This window comes from Chryseobacterium gambrini (assembly GCF_027920505.1).
Taxonomy (GTDB): Bacteria; Bacteroidota; Bacteroidia; order Flavobacteriales; family Weeksellaceae; genus Chryseobacterium; species Chryseobacterium gambrini.
In genome coordinates, this window is the sequence record NZ_CP115857.1 from 401,178 (window position 1) to 418,144 (window position 16,967).

Here is a 16,967-nt window from a genome sequence, read left to right on the forward strand (position 1 = left end):
ACGAAGTGCCGTTGCGAACGAGAATATTTTCAGGTAAGATTAGAAAACTTTCGCGGTCATAGCGTTTGAAGAATTTAAAATTAAAAACTATCCGCCAACTCTCTTGGTTTTATAGCCCATTTCTTTAAGGATATTCATAATCTTATCACGGTTATCTCCCTGAATGATAATTGTTCCATCCTTTTCAGAACCACCGATTCCCAGTGTGGTTTTTATCTTTTTTGAAATGTTTTTAAGTTCTTCCTCGCTTCCTTCCCAGCCTTCAACAATCGTTACTGGCTTTCCGTTTCTGCCTTTTTTCTCAAATTTACACACCAAAGGTTCCTTTTGCCTGAACTGTTCTTCAGGCATCTCAAAATCCTGCTCTTCATGATCAGGAAAAAGGTTTTTCAGTTGATCTCTTAAATCCATACAGCAAAATTAATAAAATATTTACTTTTTCTATTTATAAATCACAAACTAAACGATTTCAGCATATTTTTAAAGCTCCAAACTTTATAAAAATCAACATATTGAGTGTTAAAAACATAATTAGAAGATATTTAAAAATTCATGTATTTGTGATTTATATACAAAAAATAAAATCATTGACAACATTTTTTTATTTTTGATCGTTAATAACAAAAAATATTTTATTTGCACCAAATATGAAACTATTAGCCAGGCATTTTATTGCAACTTTTTTACTTGTTTTCGGAACCGCAAATGCTCAACTAACGGAAGATCCTCTGAAAGCTGTCATAGAAACAAAAGACGCTCAAAACTTCTGGGAAGCTTTCGATAAAATGGAAACTTCCAAAACCAATCCTTTTACAGAATATATAGACAAAGGTTCACCCGGAGTACAATCCTTTATTAAATACCGCATCATTAACGCCGATTCTCTGTATGCAACAGTGAAAAAAAATAAAGAACAATATTTACAGACGAGAAATACATTAAAAGCAATTAATTCAATTGATAAAAAGTTAAAATCATCATACAGTGCTTTAAAATATTGGTATCCGGAAGCGAAATTCCAGACTGTATATTTTGTGTACGGAAGAATGACAACCGGAGGAAACTCTTCACCAGATGGAATTTCCATTGGAACAGAATTATTCAAAAATCTGAATGGTGTTGTTGCGCTTATCGTTCATGAAATGATTCATTTTCAACAAAATAATAAAGGGGGAAATAATCTTTTGAAACAGGCAGTTACGGAAGGTGGAGCGGATTTTATAGGAGAGCTTGTTTCAGGAGAAAAGATGAATACCATACCTTTTGAATATGGAGAAGCACATCTGGATCAACTCTGTAAAGAATTTGTGACACGCTATAAAAGCAATGATTTCGACGATTGGTTTTACGGAACTACCAAAAAAGATGACAGACCTAATGATTTGGGATATTGGATCGGATACAGAATTTGTGAAGCGTATTTTAATAAGCAGACAGACAAGCATAAAGCTGTACATGACATTTTAAATATTGAGGATCCTTTTTTGTTTTTAAAAGAAAGTGGTTTTCTGGATTCCTACATTCAGCAATATGCAAAAGAAAAGAATTTAAAATATGAAGATTTTTTCAGTGAATTTTCTGGAGAACCTTCCGAAATTACTTTTACGGTAAATGTTCCCGATAAAAATGATGAGGTCTATATTGTTGGAAATCAGAAAGAATTAGGAAACTGGAACGCTTCATCCGTAAAAATGAATAGAAAAAGTGATTTCGAACGTACACTCACTTTAAAATTACACTTCCCTGCGCAGTTGAAATTTACAAAAGGAACTTGGGATCAGGAAGCCGATGTAAAAGGTTTTGAAAAAGGAAGCAATATTATTTTAGATAAGCCAAAATCAAAAAAAATATCATATAAAATAAACAATTGGTTTAAAAATTAAGAAGCTGGAAGTGTGAAACTTGATGATGGAAGTTTATAGTTTTCTATTTTAAAGATTAGGCAAACTCTTTGTGAGCTTTGCTATGTGAAACGCCTTTGCGAACTTAAAGAATAGCAGTCAAAAATAATCTTGGCGAACCTTTGCGTTTAAAAAAATCTAAAAAATCCGCTAGAGAAAAAATTTTGTAAGATTTCAGTATTTATTATATTTTAAACAAAATTTAAGTCCGTCAATTGTTGATTTCATTTCAAAATAAATAAATTTGTAGGACAAAAGTTTATACAAAATGTCGAAAAAAGCAATATTAGCGATCCTTGACGGATGGGGATTGGGAATGAATCCGGACGTTTCAGCCATAGATAAAGCAAACACTCCTTTTATAGATAACTGCCTTAGAAATTTTCCGCATACAACACTCGAAGCGAGTGGTTTGGCAGTTGGACTTCCTGCAGGACAGATGGGGAATTCCGAAGTTGGACACATGAATTTAGGAGCGGGAAGAGTAGTGTACCAGAATCTGGTAAAGCTGAACATGGCAGTCGACAACGGATCTTTAGGTCAGCAGAAAGTCATTCAGGATGCTTTTGATTATGCTAAAAAAGAAAATAAAAAAATACATTTCATCGGTTTGGTTTCCAATGGAGGAGTACATTCACATATCAACCATTTAAAAGGACTTTTAACGGCAGCTCACGAATTCGGACTGAATGAAAATGTTTTCGTTCATGCCTTTACAGACGGGCGCGACTGCGATCCGCTTTCAGGAAAAGGGTTTATCGAAGAACTTCAGGATCACATGGAAAAAACAGTAGGAAAACTGGCAACCGTAGTCGGAAGATATTATGCCATGGATCGTGATAAAAGATGGGAGCGTGTAAAACTCGCTTATGATGCGATGGTAGAAGGAGTGGGAGAACAGTCGACGGATGCATTGGCTTCAATTCAGAAATCTTATGATAATCACGTGACGGATGAATTTATAAAGCCGATTATCATGATCGATTCCACACAGACAGGAAATGTGGTTCCGATTGCTAAAATAACAGATCAGGATGTGGTAATCTGCTTCAATTTCCGTACAGACAGAGGTCGAGAGATCACTGAAGTACTTTCCCAGAAAGATTTCCCGGAGTTTTTCATGAGAAAACTGCCGCTTTACTATGTTACTTTAACAAACTATGATAAAACGTTCCAGAACGTTCATGTAGTTTTCGATGAAGAAGTTTTGCACGAAACGATGGGCGAGATTTTAGAAAAAAATCATAAGACACAGATCAGGATTGCGGAAACAGAAAAATATCCTCACGTTACCTTTTTCTTTTCAGGAGGGAGAGAAGCTGAATTTGTGGGCGAAAAAAGATTGCTTTGCCCAAGTCCGAAAGATGTTCCAACCTATGATTTAAAACCCGAAATGTCAGCATACGATATTACCAACGCGATTGTTCCCGAGCTGGAAAACGAAACCGCGGATTTTATCTGTCTGAATTTTGCAAACGCAGATATGGTAGGTCATACCGGAGTTTTTGAAGCAGCCGTTAAAGCAGCCGAAACCGTAGATCAATGCATTGAAAAAGTGGCAACTACAGCTTACGAACACGGTTATGCCGTTTTCATTTTGGCAGATCACGGAAATTCTGATGTGATGATTAATCCGGACGGAACCCCAAATACACAGCATTCCACCAATCTGGTTCCTTTCATCGTAATGGACAAAGATCAGACATGGAATCTTAAGCCCGGAAAATTGGGCGATGTGGCACCTACGATCTTAAAAGTAATGGGAGTGGAAATTCCTGAGATTATGACTGGCGATATTTTAGTCAGCTAAACAAGAGATAAAAGTTTTAAAGAATGAAATCATGGTTAAATGCGACAGACTTTTCAAACTTAAAAAAGGACAGTAGAAAAAATCCTAACGAACTTTAATCTAAAATATTATTTAAAATTCAGAAATAATAAAGAAAAAATGCCGTTATTATTTACATAGCGGTATTTTTTTATGACTAATATCAGAAATAATTAACAAAATATTATGTCCTAAATAATAAATAAAACTATAAATTTGCAGTTTAATCTAAATTCTAAAAATGTATCAAAAGCTTGTAAGGAAAGAAGTAATGGGAATTTTGGAAAAGGAGGTAGGTTCTTTTCTGAATAAATTTTTAACACCAATCGAGAAAATCTGGCAGCCTTCCGATTATCTTCCGGATCCGTCGAGTGAAGATTTTAAACATGATTTAGAAGAAATACAGACTTTCGCACGCGAAATGCCTTATGATCTTTTCGTAACGCTTATTGGCGACTGTATCACAGAAGAAGCTTTGCCTTCTTACGAATCCTGGTTAATGGGAGTAGACGGAGTAGATCAGGAGCAGAAAGAAATCGGCTGGGCAAACTGGGTAAGAGCATGGACTGCTGAAGAAAACAGACACGGAGATCTTTTAAGCAAATATCTTTACCTGTGCGGAAGAGTGAACATGAGAGAAGTTGAGGTTACCACTCAATATCTTATTAATGACGGTTTCGATCTGGGAACAAGCATGGATCCTTACAGAAACTTCATCTATACAAGTTTTCAGGAAACTGCGACCAACATTTCTCACCGAAGAGTAGGAACTCTCGCAAAACAGTCCGGAAACGGAAAATTAGCTAAAATGTGCGGAGTAATTGCGGCGGATGAAGCAAGACACGCGAAAGCTTACAAACATTTTGTAGAAAAAATCCTTGAGATCGATCCTTCAGAAATGATTCTTGCTTTCGAAGACATGATGCGTAAAAAAATCGTAATGCCGGCTCACATGATGAGACAGTCCGGACAAAAAGCAGGAGAGCTTTGGGGACATTTCTCAGACGCTGCGCAAAGATGCATGGTGTATACAGGACAGGATTACATTAATATCCTTAAAAACCTTCTGGACGAATGGAAAATCGAACACGTAAAAGGTCTTAATGAAAAAGCTGAAAAAGCACAGGAATATTTAATGAAACTTCCTGCAAGACTTCAGAAAATCACGGACAGAATTTCAACGCCGGATCTTCAGTTTCAGTTCAGTTGGGTGAAAAGTTAGTTCTATAATTGGATAAATTATAAAGTAGGAGTGCTAAGTGTTTTTGGCACTCTTTTTATTTTGTATCTTTGCATTTCTAAATCTTAAATATAATGATGAATAATAAGAAAATTGCTGTTGATTTCGACGGAACCATCGTAGATGATGCGTACCCTGGAATCGGCAAGACAAAGGTTTTTGCTTTCGAGACACTTAGAAGACTTCAGGCAGAGGGGTTCAGATTGATTCTGTGGACATACAGACACGGAAAAACATTAGATGAAGCAGTAGAATTCTGCAGAAAAAACGGGATTGAATTTTATGCAGTCAATTCAAGTTTTGAAGGAGAAGTTTTCGATCCGGAAACACAATCCAGAAAGCTGGATGCAGATTGGTTTATAGATGACCGAAATCTGGGAGGTTTTCCGGGATGGGGCGAAATTTACAATATTATTCAGGAAAGAATAGAATTCCGTGTGGAAGGAAAAGAGGTTTTAGCCTATTCAAAACTAAAAAAAGAAAAGAAAAAAGGATTATTCTGGTAGGATAATTAAAATGTAACGATTTAATAATGTATCAATTTACCAATTATTGATATTGTTACATTAATATACTAATACATTGGTAAATTAAAACAATGATTCAATTAAAAACAATAGACGAACTACGTCTTATGAAAGAAAGTGCCCGTTTGGTTTCCAGAACATTAGGAATGTTGGCGAAAGAAATCAAACCCGGGATTACCACTTTATATCTGGACAAATTAGCGCACGATTTCATCAAGGATCATGGTGCAGAACCTGCATTTTTAGGATATGGAGGATTTCCGTACTCTTTGTGTATTTCTCCGAATGAGCAGGTGGTTCACGGTTTTCCGAGCAAAGAAGAAATTAAAGAAGGAGATGTGCTTTCTGTAGACTGTGGTGCTATTCTGAACGGTTTCGTAGGCGATCATGCCTATACTTTCGAAATCGGAGAAGTAAAGCCGGAAACCAAAAAATTATTAAAAATAGCCAAAGAATCTCTTTATAAAGGAATTGAGCAGTGTGTGAGAGGAAAAAGAATCGGGGATATTTCCCACGCTATTCAGGCGCACTGTGAAAAAGAAGGATACGGAGTAGTAAGAGAATTGGTGGGTCATGGTGTCGGAAGACAGATGCATGAAGATCCGCAGGTTCCGAATTATGGAAGACAGGGAAGCGGAAAAGTGATTAAAGACGGATTAACGATTGCAATCGAACCGATGATTAATCTGGGAACTGAAAAAGTGAAATTCCATAATGATGGATGGACGGTGACAACTTTAGACAATCAGCCTTCTGCGCACTTCGAGCACGATGTTGCGGTAATTAACGGAAAACCGGTGTTGCTTTCAACGTTCCAGTATATTTATGATGCTTTGGGAATCGTAAGCGATGAAGAAAAAGCCTTCCAATTGGATTTTTAATGAAAAAAGTCACTAAACTTTTACTGAATAAGATTCCGCGTCCGATGCTTATCAAAATGAGCATTTGGGCACGGCCACTTATCTATCAGTTCTTTAAAGGCGATACGTTTTTTGATCCTATTGACGGAAAATCTTACCGTAAATTTCTTCCTTACGGATACGGAAGTCAGCGTGAAAACGCCTTGTCTCCCGGAACGTTGAGTCTGGAAAGACACCGCCAGATGTGGCTTTACCTGCAAAATGAGACCGATTTTTTCATTAAAAATTACAAAGTTCTGCATATTGCTCCGGAACAGGAATTCCTTAGAAAGTTTAAAAGAATGAAAAACTTAAACTACATTTCAGCCGATCTTTTTTCGCCGATTGTAGACGTAAAAGCAGACATTCTCGATCTTCCTTTTGAAAATGAAAGCTTCGATATTATTTTTTGCAACCACGTTCTGGAACATATTGAAGATGATGCCAAAGCCATGAGCGAACTGTACCGTGTTTTAAGACCGGGAGGTTGGGGAATTCTGCAGGTTCCGATGAGAAATTCTCTGGAAAAAACGTACGAAGATTTTACGATAAAAGATCCGAAAGAACGTAAGAAACATTTCGGGCAGTACGATCACGTTCGTTGGTACGGAATGGATTATTTCGACCGACTGAAAAAAGCTGGATTTGAAACGGATATTAATTTCTATTCCAAGCAGTTCACCCAAGAGGAAATAAAAAAATACGGGCTTAGAGAAAATGAAATTCTGCCTTTAGTGTATAAAAAATAAGAAAAACGTCTTCATTGCGAAGACGTTTTTTGCTATATTAATCACAAGGAATTATTCTTTAATAAATTTCAAAGGTTTTTGTCCTTCAATTATTAAAATATATTGTCCTTTTACAAAATTCCGGGTATCAATCTTCACTTTTTTGTCAGATGTTTTACCTTCATACATCATTTGTCCAAGCATATTGAAAACCTTTACAGGAAGATCATTTTCCAGATTTATCACAATTAAATTGTCCTTTACAGGATTTTGAAAAGAAAAGGTTGCTTTGAGATTATTCTCTTTTGTTGATAAAATGGAACTGTTGTAATAGATTTTATTACCATTAGAAGGATTTGTTATAATTAAAGTCTTTCCTGAACCATTGGGAACAACCTGATAATTATAAACCTGACCAATTGCCGGATTAACGTAAAAGTCGCAGTTTTTTTGATCATATCCTTGTACAGCCGTCATATTGTTTCCCCAGTAATCTGCCAACGTACATCCTGCAGAACTGTTTTTAATAAAGGAATCATCTATCGTAGAAAAGGTAAGCGGTATTCCGGAAACATTAAAATACTTTGAAGTAAAAACGTTACTTCCGGATGAATTTGAAAATGTGGAAGGCTGAAGAGACTGATCCATAGTCGGCGTAACAATGGTCTGTCCGCTAATGGTCATTTGTGAAATATACCAGTTTGTATTGAATAGTTGGGAACTATTCTGTGCAAAGATAAGACTGCTTGTAAATAACAATAGTAAAGTTTTTTTCATGGTTGAAATTTTCTCAAAGATAATTAAAATTATAAACTTTCTGTAATAAAAAAAACCGCTTTCAAATTCTGAAAACGGCTTTGCTATAAAGCATTTAACAAGATTATAAATTTATCTTTAATTTTTTAATGTGCAGAAACAGCTTTCAGTCCAACCACAGATCCAATTAAAGTCACAATAAAGAAAATTCTCCAGAAGCTTACCGGATCTTTAAAGAAGAAAATTCCCATTAAAACAGTTCCTACCGCTCCGATTCCCGTCCAGACTGCATAGGCGGTTCCGATGGGCAGAGTCTGGGTAGCTTTGATCAGTAGAAGCATACTTACCGTTAAAGAGATCAGAAAGTAAGCAAACCAAAAATACATTGCTGTACCGCTTGTTTCTTTTACTTTCCCCAAACATGAAGCAAAGGCAACTTCAAATAATCCTGCAATAATTAAGATAATCCAATTCATTTTTCTGTAATTTTCAACTGCAAAGTTCTGTAATTTGGAAAGAATAAAATTTTACAATTGTTAAAAAATCTACTGTAAAGATTAAATTTCATCTATCCAAACCCTCCAACCCTCCAACTCTCAAACGCTACAACTTAATCTCCGCTCTTATTCTGCTCAGGCTTACCTGCGAAATCCCTAAATAAGAAGCAATGTGCCCAAGCTGAACCCTTCTGAGCAGGTCAGGTTTATTTTTTACAAGATCTTTATATCTTTCAAGAGCCGTTTTATATTGCCTAGAAATGATCAGTTCTTCGGTTTTTACAAGTTCTCTTTCCGCAAACTTTCTTCCCCAATTGGCTATATGAATATCCTCGTTGAATAATTTTTTAAGATGCTCTGTTTCCAGTTTGTAGAATTCGCAGTTTTCCAGCAGTTCAATATTTTCGTATCCGGGATTGTTTTCCACATAACTTTTCATGGAAACCACCGGTTCGCCTTCACTTCCGAACCAGAACGTAATATCTCTTTCTTCTGTGGATGCGTATGCGCGTACAATTCCTTTTTTCAAAAAATAGATATGAGGAATTATTTTTTCAGCTTCCATCAGACAGAAATTCTTGGGATAAGAAACTTCTGTAATGTATTGTTTCAGTTTTATTTTTGAGATTTCAGGAAGTATGTATATGCAGTCGAGAATTTGGTCAATTTCCATAATTAAGTCTTGGATAATTTGTCTAAAATATTGGTTTTAACAACAGAAAACAAGAAAATTATTCTCCTCTGTTTTGAATTAAATTAAAAATTAAATAAATTTAGAAGGTAAAACGTTTAACCAAAACAACAGTCGGGAAGTATATAAAGACTGCTGTTGAATTAATATACAAACAATTTAAATTTAGAATTATTTTTAATTAATTGATTTTCAGTCGTTTGTATTTTATTTCATTTTGATTTTGAAAAATTGCCAATCTACAATTATTTTCAAAACGACCAAAAAAATCGTCTATTGTTTTTTATATTTTTTATGAAATATTTTTGCACCAAAGTCAGAAAATTATGAAAAGAGCTTCTATTAAAGACATAGCAAGAATTGCAGAAGTTTCTGTGGCTACTGTTTCCTATGTTCTCAACAAAAAAGAAGGAAGCAGAATTAGCGAAGCCACAAAAACAAGGATTCTGGAAGTGGCAAAAAGCATCAATTATACGCCCAATAAAATTGCAAAAAGTCTGAAAATGAACAAAACGAAGCTTATCGGGCTGATTGTTGCAGATATTTCAAACGACTTTTACTCCAACATTGCAAGAAATATTGAAGATGAAGCCATGAAGCTGGGATATACACTTCTGATCGGAAGCTGCGATGAAAATCCTGAAAAATTTAAAAAATTAACGGAGCTTTTCTCAGAACAGCAGGTCGACGGAATGATTATCGCTCCGGTTGTGGATTCGGATGAAGCCATCAATAAGCTCATTCAGGAAGAATATCCGATTGTAACCATCGACCGCTATCTTAAAAATGTAAGTCTTCCGGGCGTAATGATCAACAATTCAGAAATTTCAGAACATATTTGCGATCATCTGGTAAAAAAAGACTTTGATGAAATTATTTATGTAGGTTACGATACAGAGCTACCGCATTTGCTGGACAGACAGGATGGATTTGATAAGAGAATTGGTGAGTCGGATATTTCGACGAAAAGAATTTTAATCGGAATTCATAATATTACGGAAGAAGTGCATCAGAAAATGCAGGAAAATCTGGATCTTTCCAAAAAAACGGCCATTTATTTTTCAAGTAATAAACTGGGAATTGCAGGTCTCAGATATCTGATCGATCATAACATCAGTGTTCCGGAACAGGTTTCACTGGTTGCGTTCGATGAGACTGAAGCCTATTATCTTTTCCCGACGGAAGTTTCATTTGTACAGCAGCCATTGTATGATATGGCAAGAGAATCGGTAAAACTTCTTGACAATCAAATAAACAATTATACAACAAACGGAAAAAGGGTAACCTTCCATGCTAAATTTATGGAAAGAAGCTCCGTAAAATAATAAAAAATGATAATGACAGAAGATGTAATGACGACAGAAAAAAAGCCTTATATTGTATGTTTCGGTGAAGTTTTGTGGGATATTTTCCCGGAAGGTTCAAGAGCAGGAGGTGCACCTTTTAATGTTGCCTATAATGTTCATAAAATGGGCATTGACGTAAAAATGCTGAGCAAAACAGGAAAGGATGAACTGGGAGAAAAATTAACCGATAAAATTAAAAGTTGGGGAATTACCACAGATTTTATTCAGGTAGATGAAGTTCATCCTACGAGTACGGTGATCGCTAAAATAGATGAACACAATGAAGCGAGCTACGAAATCGTTGAAAATGTAGCATGGGATTTTATAGATTTTCTTCCTGAACACCAAGATTTGGTTGCCAATGCGAAAGCTTTTGTTTTCGGAAGTCTTTCTGCCAGAAATGAAAAGACCAGAGAAACCTTGCTTCAACTGCTTGAATTGGCAAAACTGAAAATTTTTGATGTAAATTTCAGACCGCCTTTTATCGATTTTGAATTCATTAAAATATTGTTGAATAAAGCCGATATTGTAAAGATGAACAAAGCGGAAATGAAGCAGATTCTTGAATTTATTGGGGAAGAGTATAAAAGTGAAGAAGAAAGTGTTTCATTCATTCAGAAGAAATTTAAGGTTAATGAAATTATTTTAACCAAAGGAAGCAAAGGCGCAGGTTATTTTGTGGGAAGTCAAAATTACAGTTTTCCTGCCGTTCCCATCACCATTGCAGATACAGTAGGAAGCGGTGACGCTTTTCTTGCCGGTTTTATTTCCAAAAGGATTCAGAATCAGGAGCCTGAAGAAATTATTAAGGAAGGAATTGCTTTAGGAGCATTCATCACTTCAAAATCAGGGGCGTGTCCGGATTACAGGTATTCCGAATTTAAAAATTTTAAAGACTCAAAATTTTAATTTTACAAGAAAATCAAAGGCTTTTTCTAACCGGAAAAGTCTTTTTTTGTCGGTAAAAGTTTCCAATTAATTCCAAAGACCGATTAAGTTTAGTAACTTTGCAAATCCTAATATAATTTTTATGCACAAAGCAGGATTTGTAAATATAGTTGGAAAGCCCAATGCCGGAAAATCTACCTTGTTGAACCAACTGATGGGGGAGAAACTGGCGATTGTAACCCAAAAGGCTCAGACAACACGCCACAGAATTTTCGGAATTTATAATGAAGAAGACTTACAGATCGTATTTTCAGACACTCCCGGAGTTCTGGATCCAAAATACGGTTTACAGGAAAAAATGATGGATTTTGTAAAGGATTCTTTGCAGGATGCCGATGTTTTCCTTTTCATTGTAGATGTTACCGACAAAGCTGAACCTTCGGAATTTCTGATTGATAAGCTGAACAAAATTCCTGTGCCTGTTTTGCTTTTGCTGAATAAAGTTGACCAGACCAATCAGGAAGGTCTTGAAAAACTGGTTGAAATATGGCATGAGAGAATTCCGAAAGCGGAAATTCTGCCTATTTCTGCATTAAATGCTTTTAATACAGACATTATTTTACCGAAACTTAAATCTTTACTGCCGGAAAATCCGCCTTATTACGATAAAGACCAGTATACGGATAAGTCTGAAAGATTCTTTGTAAATGAAGCAATCCGTGAGAAAATCCTTTTAAATTACGAAAAAGAAATTCCGTATTCTGTGGAAGTGGTTACGGAGCAGTTCAAGGAAAAGGAAGGAATTATCTTCATCGATTCTATTATTTACGTGGAAAGAGATACCCAGAAAGGAATTATCATCGGACATAAAGGAGAAGCGATCAAAAAAGTAGGGACAGAATCCAGACTGGATCTTGAAAAATTCTTCAATAAAAAAATTCACCTGAACCTTTTTGTTAAAGTAAAAAAAGACTGGAGAAAAAACGACAGAGATTTGAAAAATTTTGGGTACAGATAGACTAAAAACCATCTAAAAACCGTTCTATTAGAAGAATTTTCACTATCTTTAAATGTAAATTGCTTTTAATGAACTATTCGAACACAACAAATTCAGATTCTGTTTTAAAAGATGTTGCATTGCTTATCGTGCGGGTTTTCATTGGTTTTGCCATGCTCTCTCACGGTTTTCCAAAGCTTCAGATGCTTTTAGAAGGAAAGTCAGACTTTTTCGATTTTTTAGGATTAGGATCGCAGATCACTTTAGGTTTAACGGTTTTCGCAGAATTTGCCTGTTCAATTCTCCTTATTTTAGGACTGTTCTCAAGAATTTCATTAGGATTTCTGATGTTTACCATGATTATTGCGGGTTTCGTAGTTCATGGAGCAGATCCTTTTGAAAAGCGGGAAATGAGCCTTATTTATCTTTCCGTCTATCTTTTACTGATGGTTTTCGGGGTAGGAAAATTTTCTGTCGATTATATGATTGAGAAAAGAAAAAGAGCCAATGATTGGTAACGATTTTTACAATATAAATTAAAAAGAGCAGTTGTTTTCAACCGCTCTTTTTTGTTTTTCTAAGGGTTACAGGGAAGGTTGGACGGAATGCAGCTCCATTTCGGAAGTTCACTCGTTTCATCGATTTTCATGCAGGGTTTGTATCCTGAAGGACATTGCGGCGCATTTCCGCCATTCATGGCGCGAAGTTCTCTTCGCTCTAATTTTCTTAGATTTTTCATAATGATTCTGAATTTGATGAATACTAAAGATAATATTATTTTATTAAATCCCATAAAAGTGTTTTAATATAGAATTGTATATTCTCTAATTTTCATTAATTTCGTGGAAATTGAAATTATTATGAAGATAAGACTGACCATATGCCTTCTTGCGTTCCTCAATTTCTATGAAGCGCAGGAAAATATTACCTACCAAAAGCCGTCTCCGGAAATTCTGAAACTGGCTGATTATGAAAGACCGCCAAGTGTTTTAATGAACAGTAAAAAAGACTGGATTGTTTTTACCTACCGTCCGACTTATAAAACTCTGGAAGATTTAAGTCAGCAGGAAATGAAGCTCGGAGGATTGAGAATAAATCCGGTAACCAATATTTCAAGTTCAGCAACGTATGCCAATAACCTGAAAGTGAGAAAAATGAACGATAAAACGGAAGTTCAGGTTAAAAATTTACCTTCCAATCCAAAAATCACCAATACTTCATTCTCTCCGGACGAAAAAAAACTGGCGTTTACCAATACCACCAATAAAGGTGTGGAGCTTTGGATTGTGGACCTTGAAACCGCTACCGCAAAGAAAATAACTTCAGATAATTTAAATGCAAATTTGGGAAGTCCTTACATCTGGTACAAAGATTCTCAGAATTTATTAATCAAAACCCTTCCGCAAAACAGACCTGCTTTAATCGATTCGAGCAAAGATCTTCCGACAGGTCCCATTGTTTCTACGGCAGATGGAAAAGTTTCGCAGAACAGAACGTATCAGGATCTTCTGAAAAATCCGCAGGATGAAAAGAATTTTGAGGTTTTAACCGCTTCAGAAATTTATAATGTTGATCTGAACGGAACTTTAAAGAAAGTAAAAGATCAGGATATGTATTCCGGATTGAGCTTTTCGCCGGACGGAAATTATCTGATGGCGACAACCATTAAAAAACCGTTTTCTTACATTGTTCCACTAAGCAGATTTCCGATGACAACCACGGTGTATGACATGAACGGAAATGTAGTAAAAGTTGTAAACGAGACACCTCTGAACGAAATTATGCCTAAAGGATTCTCTTCCGTAAGAACAGGAAAAAGAGATATGGGATGGAGAAGCGATATGCCTGCAATTTTGGTATATGCAGAAGCTCTGGACGGAGGAGATCAGTATAAAAATGCCGAATTCAGAGATGAGATTTTTACCTGGGAAGCACCTTTCACCAACGCACCGAAATCTTTCTTTAAAACAAAACAGAGATACGAAGATGTAAGCTGGACGAATGATCATTACGCCATTGTTTCCGAAGGTTGGTACGATACAAGAAATACAAAATCTTTCTTAGTTGATCTGAACAACGGAGAGTCCAAAGTCATTGACGACAGAAATTATCAGGATGTGTACAGCGATCCCGGAAATTTCAACACCACAAAAAACCAGTACGGAAGATACGTTGTCGACATGAAAGGAGGAAAGTCTTACCTCATCGGAGCCGGATTCACAAAAGACGGACAGCATCCTTTCATTGATGAGATGGATGTGAAAACCATGAAAAAGAAAAGACTGTATACTTCCAATCTTAAAAATGCCAAGGAAGAAATTATTGATATTTTAAATCCTGCCAAAGGAGAAGTTCTTACAATTCAGCAGTCTTCAAGTCAATATCCGAATTATTTTAAAAAGAGCATTAAATCCAGTAAGACAGAAGCGGTAACCAATTTCGCGAATCCTTTTGAAAGCATTAAAGATGTCTACAAAGAAGTGATTACCTATAAAAGAAATGACGGCGTTACGCTTACCGGAACACTTTATCTTCCTGCTAACTACGACAGAAAGGCAAAAACAGAAAAATTACCATTGCTGATCTGGGCTTATCCTACCGAATATAAAGATAAAAACACGGCAGGACAGAATACGCAGAATCCAAACGATTTCACTTTCCCTTACTACGGTTCTTTCGTGTATTGGACAACGAAAGGATATGCCGTTTTGGATGATGCCGCATTCCCGATCATCGGAGAAGGAAAAACAGAACCGAATGATACATTTATTCCTCAATTGGTAGCCAATGCAGAAGCAGCAATTAATGCGGTAGATCAGTTAGGGTATATTGATAAGAAAAAAGTGGCTGTAGGAGGACATTCTTATGGGGCTTTTATGACGGCAAATCTTTTAACCCATTCCAAGCTTTTCGCATGCGGAATCGCGAGAAGTGGAGCTTATAACAGAACTTTGACGCCTTTTGGTTTTCAGAGCGAACAGAGAAATTACTGGGATGTTCCGGAAATCTATAACACCATGTCCCCTTTCATGAATGCGGATAAGATGAAAACGCCGCTTTTACTGGTTCATGGAGATGCAGACAACAATCCGGGAACGTTCACTTTGCAGACGGAAAGATATTTTCAGGCGCTTAAAAATCTCGGAGCCCCTGTAAAAATGGTTCTTCTGCCTAAAGAAGCTCACGGATATGCCGCGAAAGAGAATATTCTTCATTTGCTTTGGGAACAGGATCAGTTCTTGGAGAAATGTTTGAAAAAATAATAATTTACATAAAAACTCGTTCAATTTTGGACGGGTTTTTATTTTCTTTGTTAAAAAATTCAAATGCCAATCATAAGACGATCAGAACAAAATCAACAGTCACTGCAGGATTTTTATAGAGAATTTCTTCCCAAACCAGGTGATACATTTGGAAATGCAGGAATTCCGATGCTTAAAATTTTAGATTTTATAAATGATACTTTTAAAGATACCTTCATTTATGGTTTGACGTCACATGCACATTTGCTTTTATTTAATAATGATGAAGAGGATAAACACTATGTTGAAATTATAGGTTTTCAATCAGAATCTTATGAAGTATTTGCGGTGCAGTATTTCATTCCGGAACACAAAAGTCCGTGGAAAAATGCTGTTGTAAAAGGTGAAACGACACAATTTGAAGAGTTTAAAAAGATGATTGTCATTTCCATGATGGAATCTGGCGGTTGGAAAGATAATTTAGAACTGATAAACTTTCAGAAGATCATGTAAAATTTGTTTTAAAAAACTGTTCCCATTTTGTATTAGATTTATTTCTCGCTGATAATGCAGATTTAATTTCAAAGTCTATTAAACAGATATTCAGTTAAAATCAATCGGAGAAGAATATGTTAAGAAAAATAATGCTAAAAATTACAGACAATTAGATCTAAGTAGACTTTACCGGAACATCAAAAACAATTTGATTACTTACATTATTCATATTCTGTTTACTTTAGTTTTTGTAATTTTCAGCCCGCAAAATTCAGTAAAAAATAAAAAAACAGGGACATTGATTCCGAAAAGATATGTTAAGAACCAATCAGACATTTTTAGACTACCTTGAAGGACTGTACAGCAGTGAAGAACATAAAGGGAATATTGTTTTAGAATCTTTTGAAAAAGGCGATAAAATATTAATTCAAAATCAGATCTCCACAAAGATCATGCTCGTTAAAAGCGGCATTACCAAATGCTATTTCGTGGAAGAAAACGGAAAAGAATATATTGTTGAATTTATGGGAAAAGGAGAGATCATCGGTGAAATCGAAGTCATTAAAAATGTTCCCTGCATCTGCAGTATTGAAGCGATTACGGAAGTTACCGTTTATTCGATGTCGATTCCCTATTTTCAGGCATTGATCAAAAAAGATCTTACCCTCAATAATTTATTGTTGGATGTTTTTGCAGAGCGTATTTTCAATACTTCAAGCCGCGCTTCTTATCAGCAGCTTCACAAGACAGAACATACACTTTCACAACTTTTGGAAGTGAAATCCAGAGAAATGGAAATTTCAAAAGAAGATATGGCAACCTATCTCGGAACTACCGTGGAAAGCCTGAACCGAGCGTTGGAAGAGTTTCAGGAGAATAATTCTGAAGAATAAATTTAAAGGATTTAAACACTTCTTTTATCTTTGCAGAAA

At 35.7% G+C, this 16,967-nt stretch carries 18 protein-coding genes; 13 read left to right on the forward strand and 5 right to left on the reverse strand.

Translation table 11 applies throughout. The features are described from left to right. Positions 1 to 87: 87 nt before the first annotated feature. Positions 88 to 411, reverse strand: a complete 324-nt coding sequence (locus tag PFY09_RS01680) for a translation initiation factor (protein WP_076390370.1) — start codon at positions 409 to 411, stop codon at positions 88 to 90. 236 nt (positions 412 to 647) lie between these two features. Here PFY09_RS01680 and PFY09_RS01685 point away from each other — a divergent pair, with 236 nt between their 5' ends. From PFY09_RS01685 to PFY09_RS01710, 6 genes are all read left to right on the forward strand, one after another. Next, positions 648 to 1,883, forward strand: coding sequence for a DUF2268 domain-containing putative Zn-dependent protease (locus PFY09_RS01685; protein WP_271161198.1), 1,236 nt, complete (start codon positions 648 to 650; stop codon positions 1,881 to 1,883). Positions 1,884 to 2,169: 286 nt separating this feature from the next. Continuing rightward, positions 2,170 to 3,711 carry a 2,3-bisphosphoglycerate-independent phosphoglycerate mutase gene (gene gpmI, locus PFY09_RS01690; RefSeq protein ID WP_271161199.1) on the forward strand — a complete coding sequence of 514 codons (1,542 nt, stop codon included), beginning with the start codon at positions 2,170 to 2,172 and terminating at the stop codon, positions 3,709 to 3,711. Positions 3,712 to 3,970: 259 nt separating this feature from the next. Further along, positions 3,971 to 4,951, forward strand: coding sequence for an acyl-ACP desaturase (locus PFY09_RS01695; protein WP_271161200.1), 981 nt, complete (start codon positions 3,971 to 3,973; stop codon positions 4,949 to 4,951). A gap of 92 nt (positions 4,952 to 5,043) precedes the next feature. Next, a complete protein-coding gene (locus PFY09_RS01700; RefSeq protein ID WP_271161201.1) occupies positions 5,044 to 5,475 on the forward strand; it encodes a BT0820 family HAD-type phosphatase in 432 nt (143 codons plus the stop codon). 92 nt (positions 5,476 to 5,567) lie between these two features. Beyond that, positions 5,568 to 6,377 (forward strand): type I methionyl aminopeptidase, encoded by an 810-nt coding sequence (map, locus tag PFY09_RS01705; RefSeq protein WP_271161202.1) that lies wholly within the window; start codon positions 5,568 to 5,570, stop codon positions 6,375 to 6,377. Next, entirely contained in the window at positions 6,377 to 7,144 is a 768-nt protein-coding gene (locus PFY09_RS01710) for a class I SAM-dependent methyltransferase (RefSeq protein ID WP_271161203.1), read from the forward strand. The genes map and PFY09_RS01710 overlap by 1 nt, the downstream gene beginning before the upstream one ends. A gap of 51 nt (positions 7,145 to 7,195) precedes the next feature. Here the strand turns inward: PFY09_RS01710 and PFY09_RS01715 are convergent, their stop codons facing one another. The 3 genes from PFY09_RS01715 to PFY09_RS01725 all read right to left on the reverse strand — a co-directional run bounded on the left by PFY09_RS01715 (position 7,196) and on the right by PFY09_RS01725 (position 9,049). Further along, positions 7,196 to 7,900: a T9SS type A sorting domain-containing protein gene (locus PFY09_RS01715; protein WP_271161204.1), complete on the reverse strand. Its 705-nt coding sequence runs from the start codon at positions 7,898 to 7,900 to the stop codon at positions 7,196 to 7,198. A gap of 125 nt (positions 7,901 to 8,025) precedes the next feature. Further along, on the reverse strand, positions 8,026 to 8,355 hold the full coding sequence (locus tag PFY09_RS01720) for a DMT family transporter (protein ID WP_271161205.1): 330 nt from the start codon (positions 8,353 to 8,355) through the stop codon (positions 8,026 to 8,028). A gap of 127 nt (positions 8,356 to 8,482) precedes the next feature. Continuing rightward, positions 8,483 to 9,049 carry a Crp/Fnr family transcriptional regulator gene (locus PFY09_RS01725; protein ID WP_271161206.1) on the reverse strand — a complete coding sequence of 189 codons (567 nt, stop codon included), beginning with the start codon at positions 9,047 to 9,049 and terminating at the stop codon, positions 8,483 to 8,485. A gap of 344 nt (positions 9,050 to 9,393) precedes the next feature. On the opposite strand from PFY09_RS01725, the gene PFY09_RS01730 reads away from it, so the two are divergent. The 4 genes from PFY09_RS01730 (at position 9,394) to PFY09_RS01745 (ending at position 12,816) form a co-directional block, all read left to right on the forward strand. Further along, positions 9,394 to 10,392 (forward strand): LacI family DNA-binding transcriptional regulator, encoded by a 999-nt coding sequence (locus PFY09_RS01730; RefSeq protein ID WP_271161207.1) that lies wholly within the window; start codon positions 9,394 to 9,396, stop codon positions 10,390 to 10,392. Between the two features lie 6 nt (positions 10,393 to 10,398). After that, positions 10,399 to 11,322, forward strand: coding sequence for a carbohydrate kinase family protein (locus PFY09_RS01735; protein ID WP_271161208.1), 924 nt, complete (start codon positions 10,399 to 10,401; stop codon positions 11,320 to 11,322). A 121-nt stretch (positions 11,323 to 11,443) separates the two neighbouring features. Continuing rightward, positions 11,444 to 12,319, forward strand: coding sequence for a GTPase Era (gene era / locus PFY09_RS01740; RefSeq protein ID WP_271161209.1), 876 nt, complete (start codon positions 11,444 to 11,446; stop codon positions 12,317 to 12,319). Positions 12,320 to 12,387: 68 nt separating this feature from the next. Further along, positions 12,388 to 12,816: a DoxX family protein gene (locus tag PFY09_RS01745; RefSeq protein WP_271161210.1), complete on the forward strand. Its 429-nt coding sequence runs from the start codon at positions 12,388 to 12,390 to the stop codon at positions 12,814 to 12,816. 59 nt (positions 12,817 to 12,875) lie between these two features. Here PFY09_RS01745 and PFY09_RS01750 read toward each other — a convergent pair whose 3' ends face one another. Continuing rightward, on the reverse strand, positions 12,876 to 13,037 hold the full coding sequence (locus tag PFY09_RS01750) for a hypothetical protein (RefSeq protein ID WP_165814839.1): 162 nt from the start codon (positions 13,035 to 13,037) through the stop codon (positions 12,876 to 12,878). A gap of 121 nt (positions 13,038 to 13,158) precedes the next feature. Here PFY09_RS01750 and PFY09_RS01755 point away from each other — a divergent pair, with 121 nt between their 5' ends. The 3 genes from PFY09_RS01755 to PFY09_RS01765 all read left to right on the forward strand — a co-directional run bounded on the left by PFY09_RS01755 (position 13,159) and on the right by PFY09_RS01765 (position 16,928). Next, positions 13,159 to 15,561, forward strand: coding sequence for an alpha/beta hydrolase family protein (locus PFY09_RS01755; RefSeq protein ID WP_271161211.1), 2,403 nt, complete (start codon positions 13,159 to 13,161; stop codon positions 15,559 to 15,561). Between the two features lie 63 nt (positions 15,562 to 15,624). Next, on the forward strand, positions 15,625 to 16,053 hold the full coding sequence (locus PFY09_RS01760) for a hypothetical protein (protein WP_271161212.1): 429 nt from the start codon (positions 15,625 to 15,627) through the stop codon (positions 16,051 to 16,053). 296 nt (positions 16,054 to 16,349) lie between these two features. Next, positions 16,350 to 16,928, forward strand: a complete 579-nt coding sequence (locus PFY09_RS01765) for a Crp/Fnr family transcriptional regulator (protein WP_271161213.1) — start codon at positions 16,350 to 16,352, stop codon at positions 16,926 to 16,928. Positions 16,929 to 16,967: the final 39 nt, after the last annotated feature.

Coding starts and splice junctions, on each gene's coding strand:
- PFY09_RS01725 (WP_271161206.1), bottom strand. CDS start 9,049: ATGGAAATTGACCAAATTCTCGACTGCATATACATACTTCCTGAAATC.
- PFY09_RS01745 (WP_271161210.1), top strand. CDS start 12,388: ATGAACTATTCGAACACAACAAATTCAGATTCTGTTTTAAAAGATGTT.
- PFY09_RS01760 (WP_271161212.1), top strand. CDS start 15,625: ATGCCAATCATAAGACGATCAGAACAAAATCAACAGTCACTGCAGGAT.
- PFY09_RS01755 (WP_271161211.1), top strand. CDS start 13,159: ATGAAGATAAGACTGACCATATGCCTTCTTGCGTTCCTCAATTTCTAT.
- PFY09_RS01695 (WP_271161200.1), top strand. CDS start 3,971: ATGTATCAAAAGCTTGTAAGGAAAGAAGTAATGGGAATTTTGGAAAAG.
- map (WP_271161202.1), top strand. CDS start 5,568: ATGATTCAATTAAAAACAATAGACGAACTACGTCTTATGAAAGAAAGT.
- PFY09_RS01680 (WP_076390370.1), bottom strand. CDS start 411: ATGGATTTAAGAGATCAACTGAAAAACCTTTTTCCTGATCATGAAGAG.
- gpmI (WP_271161199.1), top strand. CDS start 2,170: ATGTCGAAAAAAGCAATATTAGCGATCCTTGACGGATGGGGATTGGGA.
- PFY09_RS01735 (WP_271161208.1), top strand. CDS start 10,399: ATGATAATGACAGAAGATGTAATGACGACAGAAAAAAAGCCTTATATT.
- PFY09_RS01730 (WP_271161207.1), top strand. CDS start 9,394: ATGAAAAGAGCTTCTATTAAAGACATAGCAAGAATTGCAGAAGTTTCT.
- PFY09_RS01710 (WP_271161203.1), top strand. CDS start 6,377: ATGAAAAAAGTCACTAAACTTTTACTGAATAAGATTCCGCGTCCGATG.
- PFY09_RS01765 (WP_271161213.1), top strand. CDS start 16,350: ATGTTAAGAACCAATCAGACATTTTTAGACTACCTTGAAGGACTGTAC.
- PFY09_RS01750 (WP_165814839.1), bottom strand. CDS start 13,037: ATGAAAAATCTAAGAAAATTAGAGCGAAGAGAACTTCGCGCCATGAAT.
- PFY09_RS01720 (WP_271161205.1), bottom strand. CDS start 8,355: ATGAATTGGATTATCTTAATTATTGCAGGATTATTTGAAGTTGCCTTT.
- era (WP_271161209.1), top strand. CDS start 11,444: ATGCACAAAGCAGGATTTGTAAATATAGTTGGAAAGCCCAATGCCGGA.
- PFY09_RS01700 (WP_271161201.1), top strand. CDS start 5,044: ATGATGAATAATAAGAAAATTGCTGTTGATTTCGACGGAACCATCGTA.
- PFY09_RS01715 (WP_271161204.1), bottom strand. CDS start 7,900: ATGAAAAAAACTTTACTATTGTTATTTACAAGCAGTCTTATCTTTGCA.
- PFY09_RS01685 (WP_271161198.1), top strand. CDS start 648: ATGAAACTATTAGCCAGGCATTTTATTGCAACTTTTTTACTTGTTTTC.